Origin of the sequence: Bacillus massiliglaciei (assembly GCF_900098925.1) — a bacterium.
GTDB classification, from domain to species: domain Bacteria; phylum Bacillota; class Bacilli; order Bacillales; family DSM-1321; genus Peribacillus; species Peribacillus massiliglaciei.
Genome location: NZ_LT622359.1, coordinates 339,160 through 353,904 on the forward strand (window position 1 = coordinate 339,160; position 14,745 = coordinate 353,904).

11 protein-coding genes are annotated in these 14,745 nt (G+C 44.2%); 9 read left to right on the top strand and 2 right to left on the bottom strand.

The annotated features are described in order from the left end of the window. Window positions 1-7: 7 nt before the first annotated feature. A complete protein-coding gene (locus BQ4305_RS13640; protein WP_110928290.1) occupies window positions 8-2,080 on the bottom strand; it encodes a transglycosylase domain-containing protein in 2,073 nt (690 codons plus the stop codon). 199 nt (window positions 2,081-2,279) lie between these two features. Here BQ4305_RS13640 and speE point away from each other — a divergent pair, with 199 nt between their 5' ends. The 4 genes from speE to argS all read left to right on the top strand — a co-directional run bounded on the left by speE (window position 2,280) and on the right by argS (window position 6,444). Beyond that, window positions 2,280-3,107, top strand: coding sequence for a spermidine synthase (gene speE, locus BQ4305_RS13645; RefSeq protein WP_110928291.1), 828 nt, complete (start codon window positions 2,280-2,282; stop codon window positions 3,105-3,107). 12 nt (window positions 3,108-3,119) lie between these two features. Continuing rightward, complete coding sequence (speB, locus tag BQ4305_RS13650) at window positions 3,120-4,001, top strand: agmatinase (RefSeq protein ID WP_110928292.1); 882 nt, start codon at window positions 3,120-3,122, stop codon at window positions 3,999-4,001. Window positions 4,002-4,329: 328 nt separating this feature from the next. Beyond that, window positions 4,330-4,770 (top strand): YwiB family protein, encoded by a 441-nt coding sequence (locus BQ4305_RS13655; RefSeq protein WP_110928293.1) that lies wholly within the window; start codon window positions 4,330-4,332, stop codon window positions 4,768-4,770. 3 nt (window positions 4,771-4,773) lie between these two features. Next, a complete protein-coding gene (gene argS, locus BQ4305_RS13660; RefSeq protein WP_110928294.1) occupies window positions 4,774-6,444 on the top strand; it encodes an arginine--tRNA ligase in 1,671 nt (556 codons plus the stop codon). A gap of 134 nt (window positions 6,445-6,578) precedes the next feature. On the opposite strand, the gene cls is transcribed toward argS, so the two are convergent. Beyond that, a complete protein-coding gene (gene cls / locus BQ4305_RS13665) occupies window positions 6,579-7,772 on the bottom strand; it encodes a cardiolipin synthase (RefSeq protein WP_110928295.1) in 1,194 nt (397 codons plus the stop codon). A gap of 224 nt (window positions 7,773-7,996) precedes the next feature. On the opposite strand from cls, the gene BQ4305_RS13670 reads away from it, so the two are divergent. The 5 genes from BQ4305_RS13670 to BQ4305_RS13690 all read left to right on the top strand — a co-directional run bounded on the left by BQ4305_RS13670 (window position 7,997) and on the right by BQ4305_RS13690 (window position 14,709). Continuing rightward, window positions 7,997-10,129 carry a heterodisulfide reductase-related iron-sulfur binding cluster gene (locus BQ4305_RS13670; RefSeq protein WP_110928811.1) on the top strand — a complete coding sequence of 711 codons (2,133 nt, stop codon included), beginning with the start codon at window positions 7,997-7,999 and terminating at the stop codon, window positions 10,127-10,129. Between the two features lie 176 nt (window positions 10,130-10,305). Then, window positions 10,306-11,496, top strand: coding sequence for an acetyl-CoA C-acetyltransferase (locus tag BQ4305_RS13675; RefSeq protein ID WP_110928296.1), 1,191 nt, complete (start codon window positions 10,306-10,308; stop codon window positions 11,494-11,496). A gap of 29 nt (window positions 11,497-11,525) precedes the next feature. After that, a complete protein-coding gene (locus BQ4305_RS13680) occupies window positions 11,526-12,377 on the top strand; it encodes a 3-hydroxybutyryl-CoA dehydrogenase (protein ID WP_110928297.1) in 852 nt (283 codons plus the stop codon). Between the two features lie 31 nt (window positions 12,378-12,408). Beyond that, the gene (locus BQ4305_RS13685; RefSeq protein ID WP_110928298.1) at window positions 12,409-13,539 is read left to right on the top strand and encodes an acyl-CoA dehydrogenase; all 1,131 of its coding nucleotides are present in this window, start codon (window positions 12,409-12,411) and stop codon (window positions 13,537-13,539) included. Between the two features lie 30 nt (window positions 13,540-13,569). After that, window positions 13,570-14,709 (top strand): acyl-CoA dehydrogenase, encoded by a 1,140-nt coding sequence (locus tag BQ4305_RS13690; protein WP_110928299.1) that lies wholly within the window; start codon window positions 13,570-13,572, stop codon window positions 14,707-14,709. The last annotated feature ends 36 nt before the right edge of the window (window positions 14,710-14,745 follow it).

A 14,745-nucleotide genomic window follows, 5' to 3' on the forward strand; every position in this document is an offset into this window, starting at 1 on the left:
ATGTATCTTATTCCCATGGCTTCAAGATTCGTTTGTACCATGGCCGTTTTTCTTTTTCTTTTGGAGGAGAATCTCCTTTAGATGTCCCCTCTCCTTTGAAATGCTCCATACAATATTCCTCAGGCTCCGTTCCTTTGATGAAGTAAGTAGTTCTGGAAACAGGACAGCCGGCTGCTGCGAGCTTGCCGCTTGCAGGATTGACCTGTACAGCGACGACATTGGAAGGCGGTTTAAATTTCTTAACAGGCTGATCCTTTAAGCCTTGTTCCATAAATTGGGCCCAAATTTTCTTGGCGTATACCTTTTCGGCGGGTTTATCCAGCTGCTGTCCTTTATCGTATCCGGTCCACACGCCTGTTACAAGCTGGGGAGCATAGCCGATCATCCAGCTGTCAGTTGATGTTGAACCTGACTTTGCGGCGTAAGGACGGTGCAGGCTTTTTGCCACTGTGCTTCCTGTCACCTTGGTATAGCCATTCAATGCTTCATCAAATATACCGGTCAGCATGCCTGTCATGACAAATGCTTTGTCTTCTTTCAAAATTTGTTCGCTTTTGTTTTTTTGCTCAAAGAGAACCTCGCCTTGTCGATCCACAACTTTTGTAATGAAAACAGGATGGACTTCCTTCCCGCCATTGGCTAAAAGACTGTATGCATTCACCATTTCAATCGGGCGGACACCGGAAGTGCCCAAGGCAAGCGAAGGGACTTCTTCCATTTTGGTCGTAATCCCAAATTTGCGGGCAGTATGGATTAAGGTCTTTTCCCCGAGAAATAAGTGAGTCTTCACCGCAAAAATATTATCCGATAAAGCTATCGCCTGAGCCATGGTGATTTCGCCATTGGCATATTGATGATTGTAGTTATGCGGAGAATAAGGAGGGTTCCCATTTTCAAAAGAAAAGGTTGTCTCCTCACTTTTTAATGTAGTGGAAGGTGTAAATCCCTTTTCCAGTGCCGCATAATATAACAGGGGTTTCATGGTTGAACCCGGCTGCCGGACAGCCTGGGTGACCCGATTAAAGGGCGAATCCTCATAATTGCGGCCCCCAATCAATGCCTTCACATGTCCATTTTTCGGATTCATGGCCACTAAACCGGCTTGGATTTCTGAAGTGGATGAAATAATGTCTGATACCGTCTCTTCAGCAATCTTTTGTTGATTCTCATCAAGGGTGGTATAAACTTTTAATCCCCCAAGTTCTATTGTTCTCTCATCTATTTGCAGTTCATTTTTTAAAGAGCGTTTAACAGCATCTTGAAAGTAGGGAGCCATTCTGTGTGTAACGATATGGTATTCTCCATTTAAAGAAAGGTCAGAATGTCTTGCTTTCTCTGCTTCTGTTTTATCTATATATTCCTTTGCTATCATCGATTGAAGGACAATGTTCTGTCTCTTTTTGGCCTTTTCCAAATTTTCAAGCGGAGAATAAATGGAAGGGCCTTTTGGAATGCCTGCTAGAATGCTTGCTTCTGCAAGAGTGAGTTCGTTTGCGTCTTTGCCGTAATAATATTGGCTGGCTGCTTGAACACCATATGCCCCATGGCCGTAGTAGACGGTATTCAAATAGCCTTCCAGAATCTCTTTTTTTGAATAATTCATTTCCAGACGGATGGTGTACAAGGCTTCATTCAGCTTACGGTTCCATGTTTTATCGTGAGATAGGAACAGGTTTCTTGCATATTGCTGGGTGATTGTGCTGGCTCCCTGCACTTTTGACATTGCTTTAAGATCAGCGAGTATGGCGCCGCCGATACGTTTGATATCGAAACCATAATGATTGTAGAACTGCCTGTCTTCAATCGCAACGGTTGCCTGAATTAAGGCAGGAGAAACTTCATTAAGCGGTATCCAGTAGCGTTTTTGTGCATTATTGGATTCACCGATCACATTTCCGTCCGCACTGTAGTAGAGAGTGGACTGCGGTACCGAAATGGGAGGCGGACCCAAAAGTTTAGCATAAACCAGAAGGGATATAAGAAGAATAATCATGATAGCCAGACTGGCAATAGAAAGGATGACGAAAGCTCTGATATATTTGATCGCTTGTTTAAAGCGCTGCCCTGTCACTAGTTCCATGGCTTTCTCCTCCTAAACAGGTATGGTCTGTTAACTAGTATGGAAAAAAAAGTATCTTTTTATCCATGGAGACTGACAGCAAAATATTTCACTTGCATTTCTGCTAGATTAGACTATACTTTTTCTAGCTAAAGACAAATTTATGTATCACCGTTTTATAGAAACGGATGAATCGAAGAATAGAAAGGAAGCGATATAAATGAGTATCTGGTTTACAGAAAAACAGACTGAAAATTTTGGGATCACAATGAAAGTGAATCGCACTTTACATACGGAACAAACAGATTTCCAGAAGCTTGACATGATTGAAACGGAAGAGTGGGGAAACATGCTGCTTCTTGACGACATGGTCATGACATCCCAGCGTGACGAATTCGTCTATCATGAGATGGTGGCACATGTTCCTTTATTTACACATCCAAACCCAGCAAATGTTTTAGTAGTCGGCGGAGGAGACGGCGGAGTTATTCGCGAAGTGCTTAAGCATCCAAGTGTGAAAAAAGCGACATTGGTTGATATTGACGGAAAAGTCATTGAATATTCCAAGAAATATTTGCCTGAAATTGCCGGCATGCTGGACGATCCCCGCGTGGATGTCCAAGTAGGAGACGGCTTCATGCATATTGCGGAAAGCGAAAATGAATATGATGTCATCATGGTCGACTCAACGGAACCGGTAGGGCCGGCGGTGAACCTGTTTACAAAAGGGTTTTATGCAGGAATTTCAAAAGCGCTGAAAGAGGATGGAATCTTTGTAGCCCAGTCAGACAATCCATGGTTCAAAGCGGATCTGATTCGCAATGTGCAGAAGGATGTAAAGGAAATTTTCCCGATTACGAATCTTTACCTTGCTAATATCCCAACATATCCAAGCGGATTGTGGGCGTTCACTATCGGTTCGAAGAAATATAACCCGCTTGAAGTTGCCGAAGACCGTTTCCATGAAATTGAAACGAAATACTATACAAAAGAGCTTCACAAAGCAGCGTTTGTCCTGCCTAAATTTGTTCAGGATTTAGTGAAGTAAGGAGGAGACAGCATGCGTTTTGATGAAGCGTACTCAGGAAATGTATTTATAAAAAGCCATCCAGTTTTTGAAGAATCTGAAGCTGTGCTTTATGGGATGCCGATGGACTGGACGGTCAGCTTTCGTCCGGGTTCCCGATTCGGCCCTGCCCGAATCCGTGAAGTTTCAATTGGACTTGAGGAATACAGCCCCTATTTAGATCGTGAGCTGGAAGAAGTTAAATATTTTGATGCAGGGGATATCCCTCTTCCTTTTGGTAATCCGCAAAAAAGCATTGATTTAATTGAAAAGTTTGTTGACGGTGTACTGGATGCCGGGAAATTCCCGATAGGCATGGGCGGAGAGCACTTAGTTTCATGGCCTGTTATTAAGGCCATGTACAAAAAATATCCAGATATGGCCATCATCCATATGGATGCCCATACGGATCTGCGTGAGGATTATGAAGGAGAGCCGCTTTCTCATGCTTCTATTATTCGGAAGGCAGCCGATTTGATTGGACCATCCAATGTTTATTCGTTTGGAATTCGCTCCGGGCTGAAGGAAGAATTCCAATGGGCAAAAGAGAATGGTATGCATATTTCTAAATTTGAAGTGCTTGAACCATTAAAGAAAATCCTTCCTTCGCTTGCAGGGCGAAAGGTATATGTAACGATTGATATTGATGTTCTGGATCCGGCTCATGCTCCGGGAACGGGAACGGTGGATGCAGGCGGCATAACTTCGAAGGAACTTCTGGCCTCCATTCATGAAATTGCTCATTCTGATATAAAAGTGGTTGGCTGCGATTTAGTAGAAGTGGCGCCGGTTTATGATCAATCAGAACAAACAGCGAATACGGCAAGTAAACTGATTCGCGAAATGATTCTGGGCTGGATTCACCAAGGTAAATAACTGGTTATCCCAGAGACTATAATAGAAATCTATCAGATAAGCGAAAAACATCCAATTTCTCTAGGGAAATGGATGTTTTTTTCATTTTGTCCGGCCCCTTGATGTATGGCTTCGGACCGTTATACGGCTCCATATCAGCCGGTCTTTTTTATAAATGAACAAAAGACAAGAGCAGAATCCGTATTTGCTTCGACTTCAAGTTGAAACTTCCTGTCATAATAATTATACTTAGTAAAGAATATCCGGCGTACCCGTTAGATGAGGAAGGGCCATTGGCAGTCCCTTTCCGCTAATGATGGCGGATGGAGACAGGTAAGGAAGTGGGGCAATGACTCTTCAGGGACAAGAAAAAAGAAATATCAAGGTGACCCTACATACTAAGATTACACACGGAAGGGAAACCGAATCTTATGAACTGATTACCTTTGGAACGCTGTTATCCAAAGGTTCCGATATTTATATACAGTACCGTGAGGAAAATGAAGCGGGAACTGTCCAGACGACGATTAAACACAAGCCCCACGAAACGCTGCTTCTTCGGAGCGGGTCGGTGAAAATGAGGCAGCTGTTTCGTTTACAGGAAAAAACGAATGGACAGTATGAAAGTGTGTATGGAATTCTGGGTCTTACGACAACGGCAACGAAAATAGATCATACATGGAATGAGCGTCTTAAGGAAGGCAAACTGTCTTTGCGCTATCAGATGCATATGCAGGGGGGCTCTCCCGGTAAATATGAGCTGACAATTTCCTACAGGGAGGAAGTATAAAAGATGAACATAGTTGAACAGGTGCAGGAAAAATTAAAAGCGGAGATCAAGGAGGCTGTCTTACGTGCTGGTTTGGCGGAGGAAAGCCAAATACCTGATGCAATTCTGGAATTGCCTAAGGACAAATCGCACGGGGACTATTCAACGAATATGGCGATGCAGCTGACACGCATTGCGAGAAAAGCTCCAAAAATGATCGCGGAGGCGATTATTGAACATTTTGACCGCTCAAAGGCATCCATTGAGAAAATTGAGGTGGCCGGACCGGGCTTTATCAATTTTTATATGAATAATCAATATCTCACAGAGCTGGTCCCTGCGATCTTGGAAGCGGAAGATCGGTATGGAGAAAGTGATTTTGGCAAAGAAGAGAAGATCCAAGTGGAATTTGTCTCTGCCAATCCTACCGGTGATTTGCATTTGGGACATGCCCGCGGAGCGGCAGTCGGTGATTCTTTGTGTAATATTCTTGATAAAGCAGGTTACAATGTTTCCCGGGAATATTATATCAATGATGCCGGCAATCAGATCAATAACCTGGCATTGTCAGTAGAAGCCCGTTATTTTCAGGCATTGGGTCTTGAAAAAGAGATGCCTGCTGACGGCTATCGTGGGGAAGATATCATCGGTATCGGTAAAAAGCTTGCTGAAGAATACGGAGATCAATATGTAAAGGCTGATGAAAAAGAACGTTTTGACTTTTTCCGCAACTATGGCTTGAAGTATGAAATGGAAAAATTGAAAACGGATCTGGAAAATTTCCGTGTGGCATTCGATGTTTGGTATTCTGAAACTTCCTTGTACGAGGATGGGAAGATTGACCGTGCATTGGAAGAACTGAAGAAGAATGGACATGTTTATGAGGAAGATGGTGCAACATGGTTCCGCTCTTCAGAACTGGGAGACGATAAGGACCGCGTTTTGATCAAGAAGGATGGCTCTTATACGTATCTAATGCCTGATATCGCCTATCACCGCAACAAATTGGAACGCGGTTTTGATAAGTTAATTAATATATGGGGTGCCGACCATCATGGATATATTCCGCGGATGAAAGCGGCAATCGAAGCTCTTGGCTATAAGAGAGACCAGCTTGAAGTAGAAATCATTCAGCTCGTTCATTTATATAAAAACGGCGAGAAAATGAAAATGAGCAAACGTACCGGCAAGGCTGTGACGATGCGTGATTTAATTGAAGAAGTCGGTTTGGATGCAACTCGTTATTTCTTTGCGATGCGCAGTGCAGACACACATATGGACTTTGATTTGGATTTGGCAGTATCTCAGTCTAATGATAATCCGGTATACTATGCTCAATATGCTCATGCACGGATTTCAAGCATTCTGCGGCAGGGGGAAGAACAGGGGATCAGTCTGGAAAAAGACGCAGATTTTTCTTTGCTTTCAACCGAGAAAGAAATCGAATTGCTGAAGAAATTAGGAGAGTTTCCGCAGGCTATTGCGGAAGCTGCTGAAAAACGGATGCCTCACCGAATGACCAATTATATCTTTGAATTGGCTTCTACTTTCCACAGCTTCTATAATGCAGACAAAGTGCTTGATACGGAAATGGCAGACAGAAGCAAGGCCCGCCTTGCCCTTGTTAAATCCGTTCAAATTACTTTGAAGAATGCACTTCAATTGATTGGTGTTTCAGCACCGGAAAAAATGTAAGACAAAAGAGCGGACTTGTAAAAACCGGAACAGAAAATGGTCAGATAAGCAAAAGCCATCCAATTTCTCACAGAGAAATTAGATGGCCTTTATTTTGTTGCAAGTCTTATCTGCGGCTCCTAAAGAAATTTTCTTTATAAAAAAGGAGATAACAGATCAGCCACCCGTTCCTTTATGAATCGAACTGGATCGCGTGTATATAGACTGGGCATTTCAATAGGCCTGCACTCGCTAATATCCCTATCTAATTCCCTTTGTAAGGTTTTGATAAAGTCTGCATCTGTAATTAAACAATTGATTTCCCCATTAAGGTAAAAACTCCTTTTATCAAGGTTTGCTGTGCCGATATCACATATCGTATCATCAATCAGCATCACCTTAGAATGGTAAAACCCTTTCTGATATTCCAAAATCTGCGCCCCTTCTTCAAGTAAGGGACGCAAAAATCGATGCCCAGCTTCTTTTACAAAAGCATGATCCGCTATTTTAGGAATAATGATGGTGACATGCACACCGCGGCGGATCGTCTCTCTAAGCTTTTGGAAGAAAGAAGGCCCGGGTATAAAATAGGGCGTACCGATGATGATTCTATTTTTTGCACAATGAAGCAGCTGAATTAGGCTGTCCTCCAAACCATTGCCGTCTGTGACCAGCAATTGAATCGGATAACGCCCCCCTGTTGAAGGAAGAGATGAATGGTTTTCCTGCTGCTCTGGCTTACGCTCTAGATTCCAATCATGAAGAAAGACATTCTGTAATGGTATAACCGAACTGCCAGTCATTTTAAGATGGTAATCCCGCCAAGGATTTAATTTCTTATCTTGGTCAATGTATTCCTTGCCAATATTAAAACCGCCAAGATATCCGATCTTTCCATCTATAATCGCAATTTTCCGGTGGTTCCTTTTTTGCAGCGAATAAAAGAAAAAAGGGGGCCTTGGCTTATAGCTATAGGCAAAAAGAACACCGCTTTCTTTTAAAGATTTTCTCCGGCTGTGAGGAATACTGAGCCCTCCAAGAAAATCGACAAGGAGACGGACTTCTACGCCGCTTCGTGCTTTCTCTTCCAGCAAGTGAAAAAAGCGTTTGCTGAATTCATCATTCTTCACAATATAAAAAAGGATATGGATTTGCTTGTTTGCCTGTTTGATTTCCTTAAAAAAGTCCTCAAAGAGATGTTTTCCTGAAGTGAAAAGGCTGACTTGTCCGGGACTCATCGTACATTTGCTGTTTAGAGACTTATTCCGCTTTTTGCCTAATTTGAAGTCTAGGAACAGCAAACCGAGAATTCCGATAAGGAATCCTATAATACGGCCTATAGCTTTCATCCTTTTCCCTCCTTTTTCATTCCTTAGAAGTATTGTCTATAGCTTGTGTTAAAAGAGAGGATTTCAGACAATAAAAAAATGAAAAAATATCAGTGAAAAAAGTTGACTGAATGCTCATTCATTATATAATAGAAGTAACTAAAATCAGAAAATGCCATTTTTTCAAATAATACCAATCAGGCATTGGCAGATTCATCACTTAGAGGGGGGCTTATTGGATGGAAATGAACGGATTGCTCTGGGTAAATCTTATTGCAGCTATAATTGTAACCGCTTACGGAATCTTTTTATTTACGTATTTGCTTAGAACAAGATTTGCTTATATGAAACTTGGCAAAAAGGTTGAATTTGATAAAAAAGTAAAAGAGCGCTGGGGAAATGTTTGGAGGTATGTGTTTAAGCAAGAAAAATTACTGAAAGACAAAAAGAGCGGACCGATGCATGTCATGCTCTTTTATGGTTTCATCCTCGTGCAATTTGGTGCAATCGACTTTATCATCAAGGGAATAAAACCTGGGGCACATTTGCCGTTTGGTCCGGTTTACCCGGCTTTCACTTTTTTTCAGGAATTAGTAACGTTAATGGTTCTCGCCGCCATCATGTGGGCCTTTTACCGCCGTTATATAGAGAAGCTTGTCCGTCTGAAGCGCGATTTTAAAGCAATGCTAGTTGTTCTATTCATCGCAGGCATCATGGCTTCCGTCCTGATTGGCAATGGCATGGCGATGATCTGGCATGGCCATGAGGCTGTCTGGTCCGAACCGGTTGCCTCTGCCATTTCGTTCATTTTTGGCTGGATCAGTCCCGCAGCTGCGACTGTCATTTTCTATATTGCCTGGTGGGTTCATTTATTGATCATCCTTACTTTCCTTGTTTACATTCCGCAATCCAAGCATTTCCATTTGATTACAGGGCCTCTGAACGTATTTTATATGCGGTTGGGTAATCGGGGGAAGCTAAGATCCATTAATTTTGAAGAAGAGCCTGAAAGTGAAGAGGAAGAAGTATACTATGGTTCCAAAACGATTCAGGATTTCAGCCAGCATCAATTGATGGATTTGTATGCCTGTGTAGAATGCGGACGGTGCACTAATATGTGTCCGGCAACAAATACAGGGAAAATGCTGTCACCGATGGATATCCTAGTGAAAATGCGTGACCACTTAACTAATACAGGAGCTGCTGTTACGGGAAAACAGCCATGGGTGCCAACCTATGTCTTCGGCCATACGGAAGGAAACCAAATTGCTATGGCAGGTGCTTCACGAGGAGCACAGGAAACAGCCGCAGCGGCAGAGCCTTACAGCAAAAGCCTGATTGGCGAAGTAATTACAGAGGAAGAGCTTTGGGCATGCACGACTTGCAGAAACTGTGAAGATCAATGTCCTGTACTGAATGAGCATGTGGATAAAATCATTGATATGCGCCGCTATCTTGTATTGACCGAGGGAAAAATGAATTCTGATGCACAGAGGGCGATGACGAATATCGAGCGTCAAGGGAATCCTTGGGGTCTTAACCGGAAGGAAAGAGAGGATTGGAGAGAACTGCGCAAGGATGTAACCGTCCCGACAGTAAAAGAAATGAAGAAAGCAGAAGAAGAGTTTGAATACTTGTTCTGGGTGGGGTCTATGGGTTCATATGACAGCAGAAGCCAAAAAATAGCCCTTTCCTTTGCTAAGCTGATGAATGAGGCGGGTGTGAAGTTTGCCATCCTTGGAAATAAAGAGAAAAATTCCGGAGACACGCCGAGACGGCTGGGAAATGAATTTGTCTTCCAAGAGCTGGCGGCTAAAAATATCGAAGAGTTTGAGAAAAATGATGTAAAAAAAATCGTGACAATCGATCCGCATGCTTACAATATTTTTAAGAATGAGTATCCGGAATTTGGTCTTCAAGCAGAAGTGTACCATCATACCGAGCTGCTGGCGATGCTGGTCCGTGAAGAGAGACTTAAGCCGGTATATCCGGTCAATGAGCGAATCACGTTTCACGATTCCTGTTACCTTGGCCGTTACAACGACGTCTACAGTCCGCCGAGAGAAATTCTTCAATCCATTCCAGGAGTTGAACTGGCAGAAATAGAAGGAAGAAACCGGGAAAATGGAATGTGCTGCGGGGCAGGGGGCGGTTTGATGTGGATGGAAGAAGAAACCGGCCATCGGATCAATGTATCAAGGACAGAACAAGCTTTGGCGGTTAATCCTTCTGTGATCAGTTCCGGCTGTCCGTACTGTCTGACCATGCTTTCAGACGGGACGAAAGCAAAAGAAGTGGAAGAGAACGTTAAAACGTACGATGTAGCAGAATTGCTTGAGAAATCCGTGATAGGTGAAACGGGCACGCTGGCATCTTGATTAGCATAAATAGGCCTGCTTTTATTCTTTGAACGAAAGCGGGCTTTTTTTAATCCAGAAGTTCGTTCATATAATTCTATTATATTTACAGAAATGGAAGTAAAATGAAGTTAAGCGCTTACATATAATTGAGCGAGCGTTCAATCAATGTGAAATATAAAAAGGGAGGCGTTTTGATGAAGAAAACCGTAATTGTAAGCGGAGCGAGAACACCTTTTGGGAAATTTGGGGGAGGACTGAGCAGTCTGACGGCATCAGTGCTTGGAGGTATTGCGATTAAGGAGGCTTTGGCTCGGGCGGGAATAGCGGGAAGCAATGTCGGCGAAGTGATTATGGGCAATGTGCTTCAGGCAGGGCAGGGCCAAATTCCTTCCCGTCAGGCATCGCGCCATGCCGGACTTCCCTGGGAAGTAAAGACGGAAACGATTAATAAGGTCTGTGCTTCAGGCATGAGAAGCATCACACTTGCGGATATGCTCATTCGTCTTGGAGAAGAAGACGTAATTGTGGCCGGGGGAATGGAATCGATGAGCAATGCTCCTTATATTCTTCCTAAAGCAAGATGGGGACTGAGAATGGGGGACGGAAAGCTTCAGGATACGATGATCTCAGACGGCTTAAGCTGCAGCTTCACTGGTGCTCATATGGGCACCTATGGAAATGCCACAGCAGAGGAGTTCGGCTTTTCGCGAGAGGAGCAGGATGCCTGGGCTTATCGAAGCCATCAGAAGGCTGTTGCAGCGATGGAAAACGGAATCCTCGCTGAAGAGATTGTTCCTGTCGAAGTACCGGTCCGAAAAGGAGAACCAGTGGTCATAAAACAGGATGAAGCTCCAAGAAAAGATACTTCCATGGAGAAACTGGCAAGGCTCGGTCCTGCTTTTAACAATCAAGGGACCATTACGGCAGGAAATGCTCCTGGTGTAAATGACGGAGCGGGGGCATTGGTCCTGATGAGTGAAGAAAGAGCAAAACAGGAAGGCAAAAAGCCATTTGCGTATATAGCAGGCCATGCAGAGATTGCTGTCGAGGCAAAGGATTTTCCGAAAACGCCGGGCCTTGTGATTAATGAGTTATTGAAAAAGACAGGAAAGACAATAGAGGAAATCGACCTTTTTGAAATAAATGAAGCCTTTGCAGCCGTAGCGCTTGCCAGCGGAAAAATAGCCAAGATCAATCCAGACAAAGTCAATGTCAATGGTGGGGCCGTGGCGTTAGGACATCCAATAGGAGCAAGCGGGGCACGAGTGGTGATTACCTTAATGCATGAATTGAGAAGACGGGGAGGCGGCTTGGGTATTGCAGCCATTTGCAGCGGCGGAGGCCAAGGGGATGCTCTTTTAATCGAAGTGCCGAAACAAGTGTAAAAGATTCAGAGAGAAGGAGGGATGATTTTATGGAAATGAAGAAAGTGCTTGTTATAGGAGCGGGACAAATGGGGTCGGGAATCGCCCAAGTATGTGCCATGAGCGGATATCAAGTTCTTCTCCATGATCTGAAAGAAGTCTATGTTGAGCGGGGCATGGCCTCTATTAACAAAAATCTGTCCCGTCAGGTGGATAAAGGGAAAATGACAGAAGAAGAGAAGGCCGGGGTGCTCGGCAGGCTGACACCTTCTATTGATTTGCAGGCTGCAAAAGAGGCAGATCTAGTTATCGAAGCAGCGGTGGAGAATATGGAGATTAAGACGGAGCTGTTTGCTGAATTGGACCGAATAGCTCCGCAGCATGCCATTCTTGCTACAAATACCTCATCACTGCCTATTACTGAAATAGCAGCCGCTACCAATCGGCCGGAGCGTGTTATTGGCATGCACTTTATGAATCCGGTGCCAGTTATGAAATTAGTAGAAATTATTAGAGGGCTGGCCACTGCAGATGAAGTGTATACCGCCATTGAGAACATGGCACGATCGCTGAAAAAAGTGCCGGTTGAAGTGAATGATTTTCCTGGTTTTGTATCGAACCGGATCTTGATGCCGATGATTAATGAGGCTATTTATACGCTGTATGAAGGGGTGGCGGCAAAAGAAGCCATTGATGAGGTGATGAAGCTTGGGATGAACCATCCAATGGGACCGCTTACGCTGGCAGACTTCATCGGGCTGGATACATGCCTGTACATCATGGAGACCCTTCACGACGGATTTGGAGATGACAAATACCGGCCATGTCCTCTGCTGAGGAAATACGTGAAAGCGGGCTGGATTGGCAAGAAATCAGGACGGGGTTTCTACGAATATAACTAGATTAAAAGGACGCATCTGGGAGTGGATAGAAGTGAAACTAAGATTTTCAGAGGAACAGGAAATGATGAGGAAGCTGGTCAGGGATTTTGCCCGGAATGAAATTGAGCCGCAAATCGAAAAAATGGAAAACGGCGAATTTCCAAGCGGGGTGATTCGCCGGATGGGGGAGCTTGGCTTGATGGGAATTCCTGTCCCGGCTCAGTATGGCGGTGCTGAAATGGATTACATTTCCTATATCATTGCTATTCATGAAATTTCGAAAGTCAGCCCGACTGTGGGTGTCATCCTTTCTGTTCACACTTCGGTTGGGACGAATCCTATTCTGTATTTTGGAACGGAAGAACAAAAGAGGCAGTATGTACGGAAGTTAGCGTCAGGTGAATACTTAGGGGCTTTTTGTCTGACTGAACCGAGTGCCGGCTCTGATGCAGGAAGTTTGAAAACAAAGGCTGTTCGCGAGAAAGGATTTTACCGGATAAATGGTTCAAAGGTATTCATTACGAATGGCGGAGAAGCCGATGTATATATTGTATTTGCTGCCACTCAGCCCGAACTCGGCCGCAAAGGGATTTCTGCTTTTATTGTGGAGAAGGGCACACCGGGGCTTATTATCGGAAAAGATGAACACAAAATGGGCCTTCTTGGTTCCCGGACAGTTCAGCTGTCTTTTGAAGATATGATGGTGCCTGCTGAAAATCTATTAGGATCAGAAGGAGAGGGTTTCAAAATTGCTATGGCTAACCTTGAGTTTGGCCGAATCGGAATAGCAGCTCAGGCATTAGGGATAGCGGAAGGAAGTTATGAGCATGCAGTGAACTATGCGAAGCAGCGCGTTCAATTCGGCAAACCAATCGCAAAACAGCAAGGAATTGCCTTTAAACTTGCTGAAATGGCAACCTCTATTGAAGCCGCAAAGCTGCTGGTCTACCGTGCTGCTGATCTTAGAGCACAAGGCGCTTCCTGCAGCAAGGAGGCATCGATGGCAAAGCTTTTCGCTTCCCGTACAGCGGTGGAGACTGCTGTGGAGGCAGTTCAGGTTTTCGGAGGCTATGGATACTCCAAGGAATATCCAGTGGAGCGTTATTTCCGGGATGCCAAAATAACTGAAATTTATGAAGGAACAAGTGAAATTCAAAAAATTGTTATCCAAAAAAACTTATAAAAACCGGGTACGTACAATGGAGGGATAATCATGCAATTCAAGCTTAGTGATGAACATGAAATGATTCGGAAAATGGTCCGCGATTTCGCAGAGAATGAAGTGGCTCCCACTGCAGCCGAGCGAGATGAGGAAGAACGTTTTGACCGAAATATTTTTGATAAGATGGCAGAATTAGGACTTACCGGCATTCCATGGCCGGAAGAATACGGCGGGATCGGAAGCGACTATCTGGCTTATTGCATTGCGGTTGAAGAATTATCGCGAGTATGCGCCTCAACAGGTGTAACATTGTCTGCCCATACTTCCCTGGCAGGCTGGCCAATTTATAAGTTTGGTTCTGAAGAACAAAAACAGAAATATCTTCGGCCAATGGCGCTGGGGGAGAAAATAGGTGCTTATGGACTGACAGAGCCAGGCTCGGGTTCAGATGCTGGAGGCATGAGAACAACCGTTAAGCAGTCAGGCGATGACTACATTCTGAACGGCTCTAAAATTTTCATTACAAATGGAGGAGTGGCGGATACATATGTTGTATTTGCCCTGACCGATCCGGCCTCCAGGCAAAAAGGAACGAGCGCATTTATCGTGGAAAAGGATTTCCCAGGGTTCAAGATTGGAAAGAAGGAGAAAAAGCTTGGCATTCGCTCATCTCCTACAACGGAAATTATTTTTGAAGACTGCCGTGTGCCTAAAGAAAATCTCTTAGGAAAGGAAGGGGAAGGGTTTAAAATTGCGATGATGACTCTTGACGGAGGGCGCAACGGTATCGCAGCACAGGCGGTCGGCATTGCTCAAGGGGCTTTGGACGCTGCTGTCCGTTATTCTAAGGAACGGATTCAGTTTGGAAAGCCGATAGCAGCTCAGCAGGGGATTAGCTTCAAGCTTGCAGAAATGGCGACAAGTGTAGAGGCGGCAAGACTTCTGACGTATCAGGCGGCATGGCTCGAATCAGAGGGGCTTCCGTATGGGAAAGAATCAGCGATGTCCAAACTGTTTGCAGGAGATACCGCTATGAAGGTTACAACGGAGGCTGTCCAAGTATACGGCGGTTATGGATATACAAAAGATTACCCAGTTGAGCGGTTTATGCGCGATGCCAAAATTACGCAAATCTATGAGGGAACCCAGGAAATACAAAAATTGGTGATATCCAGGATGATTACAAAGTAAAGAACCGGCCGGTAAATGGCTGTTTAGTTCCATTGC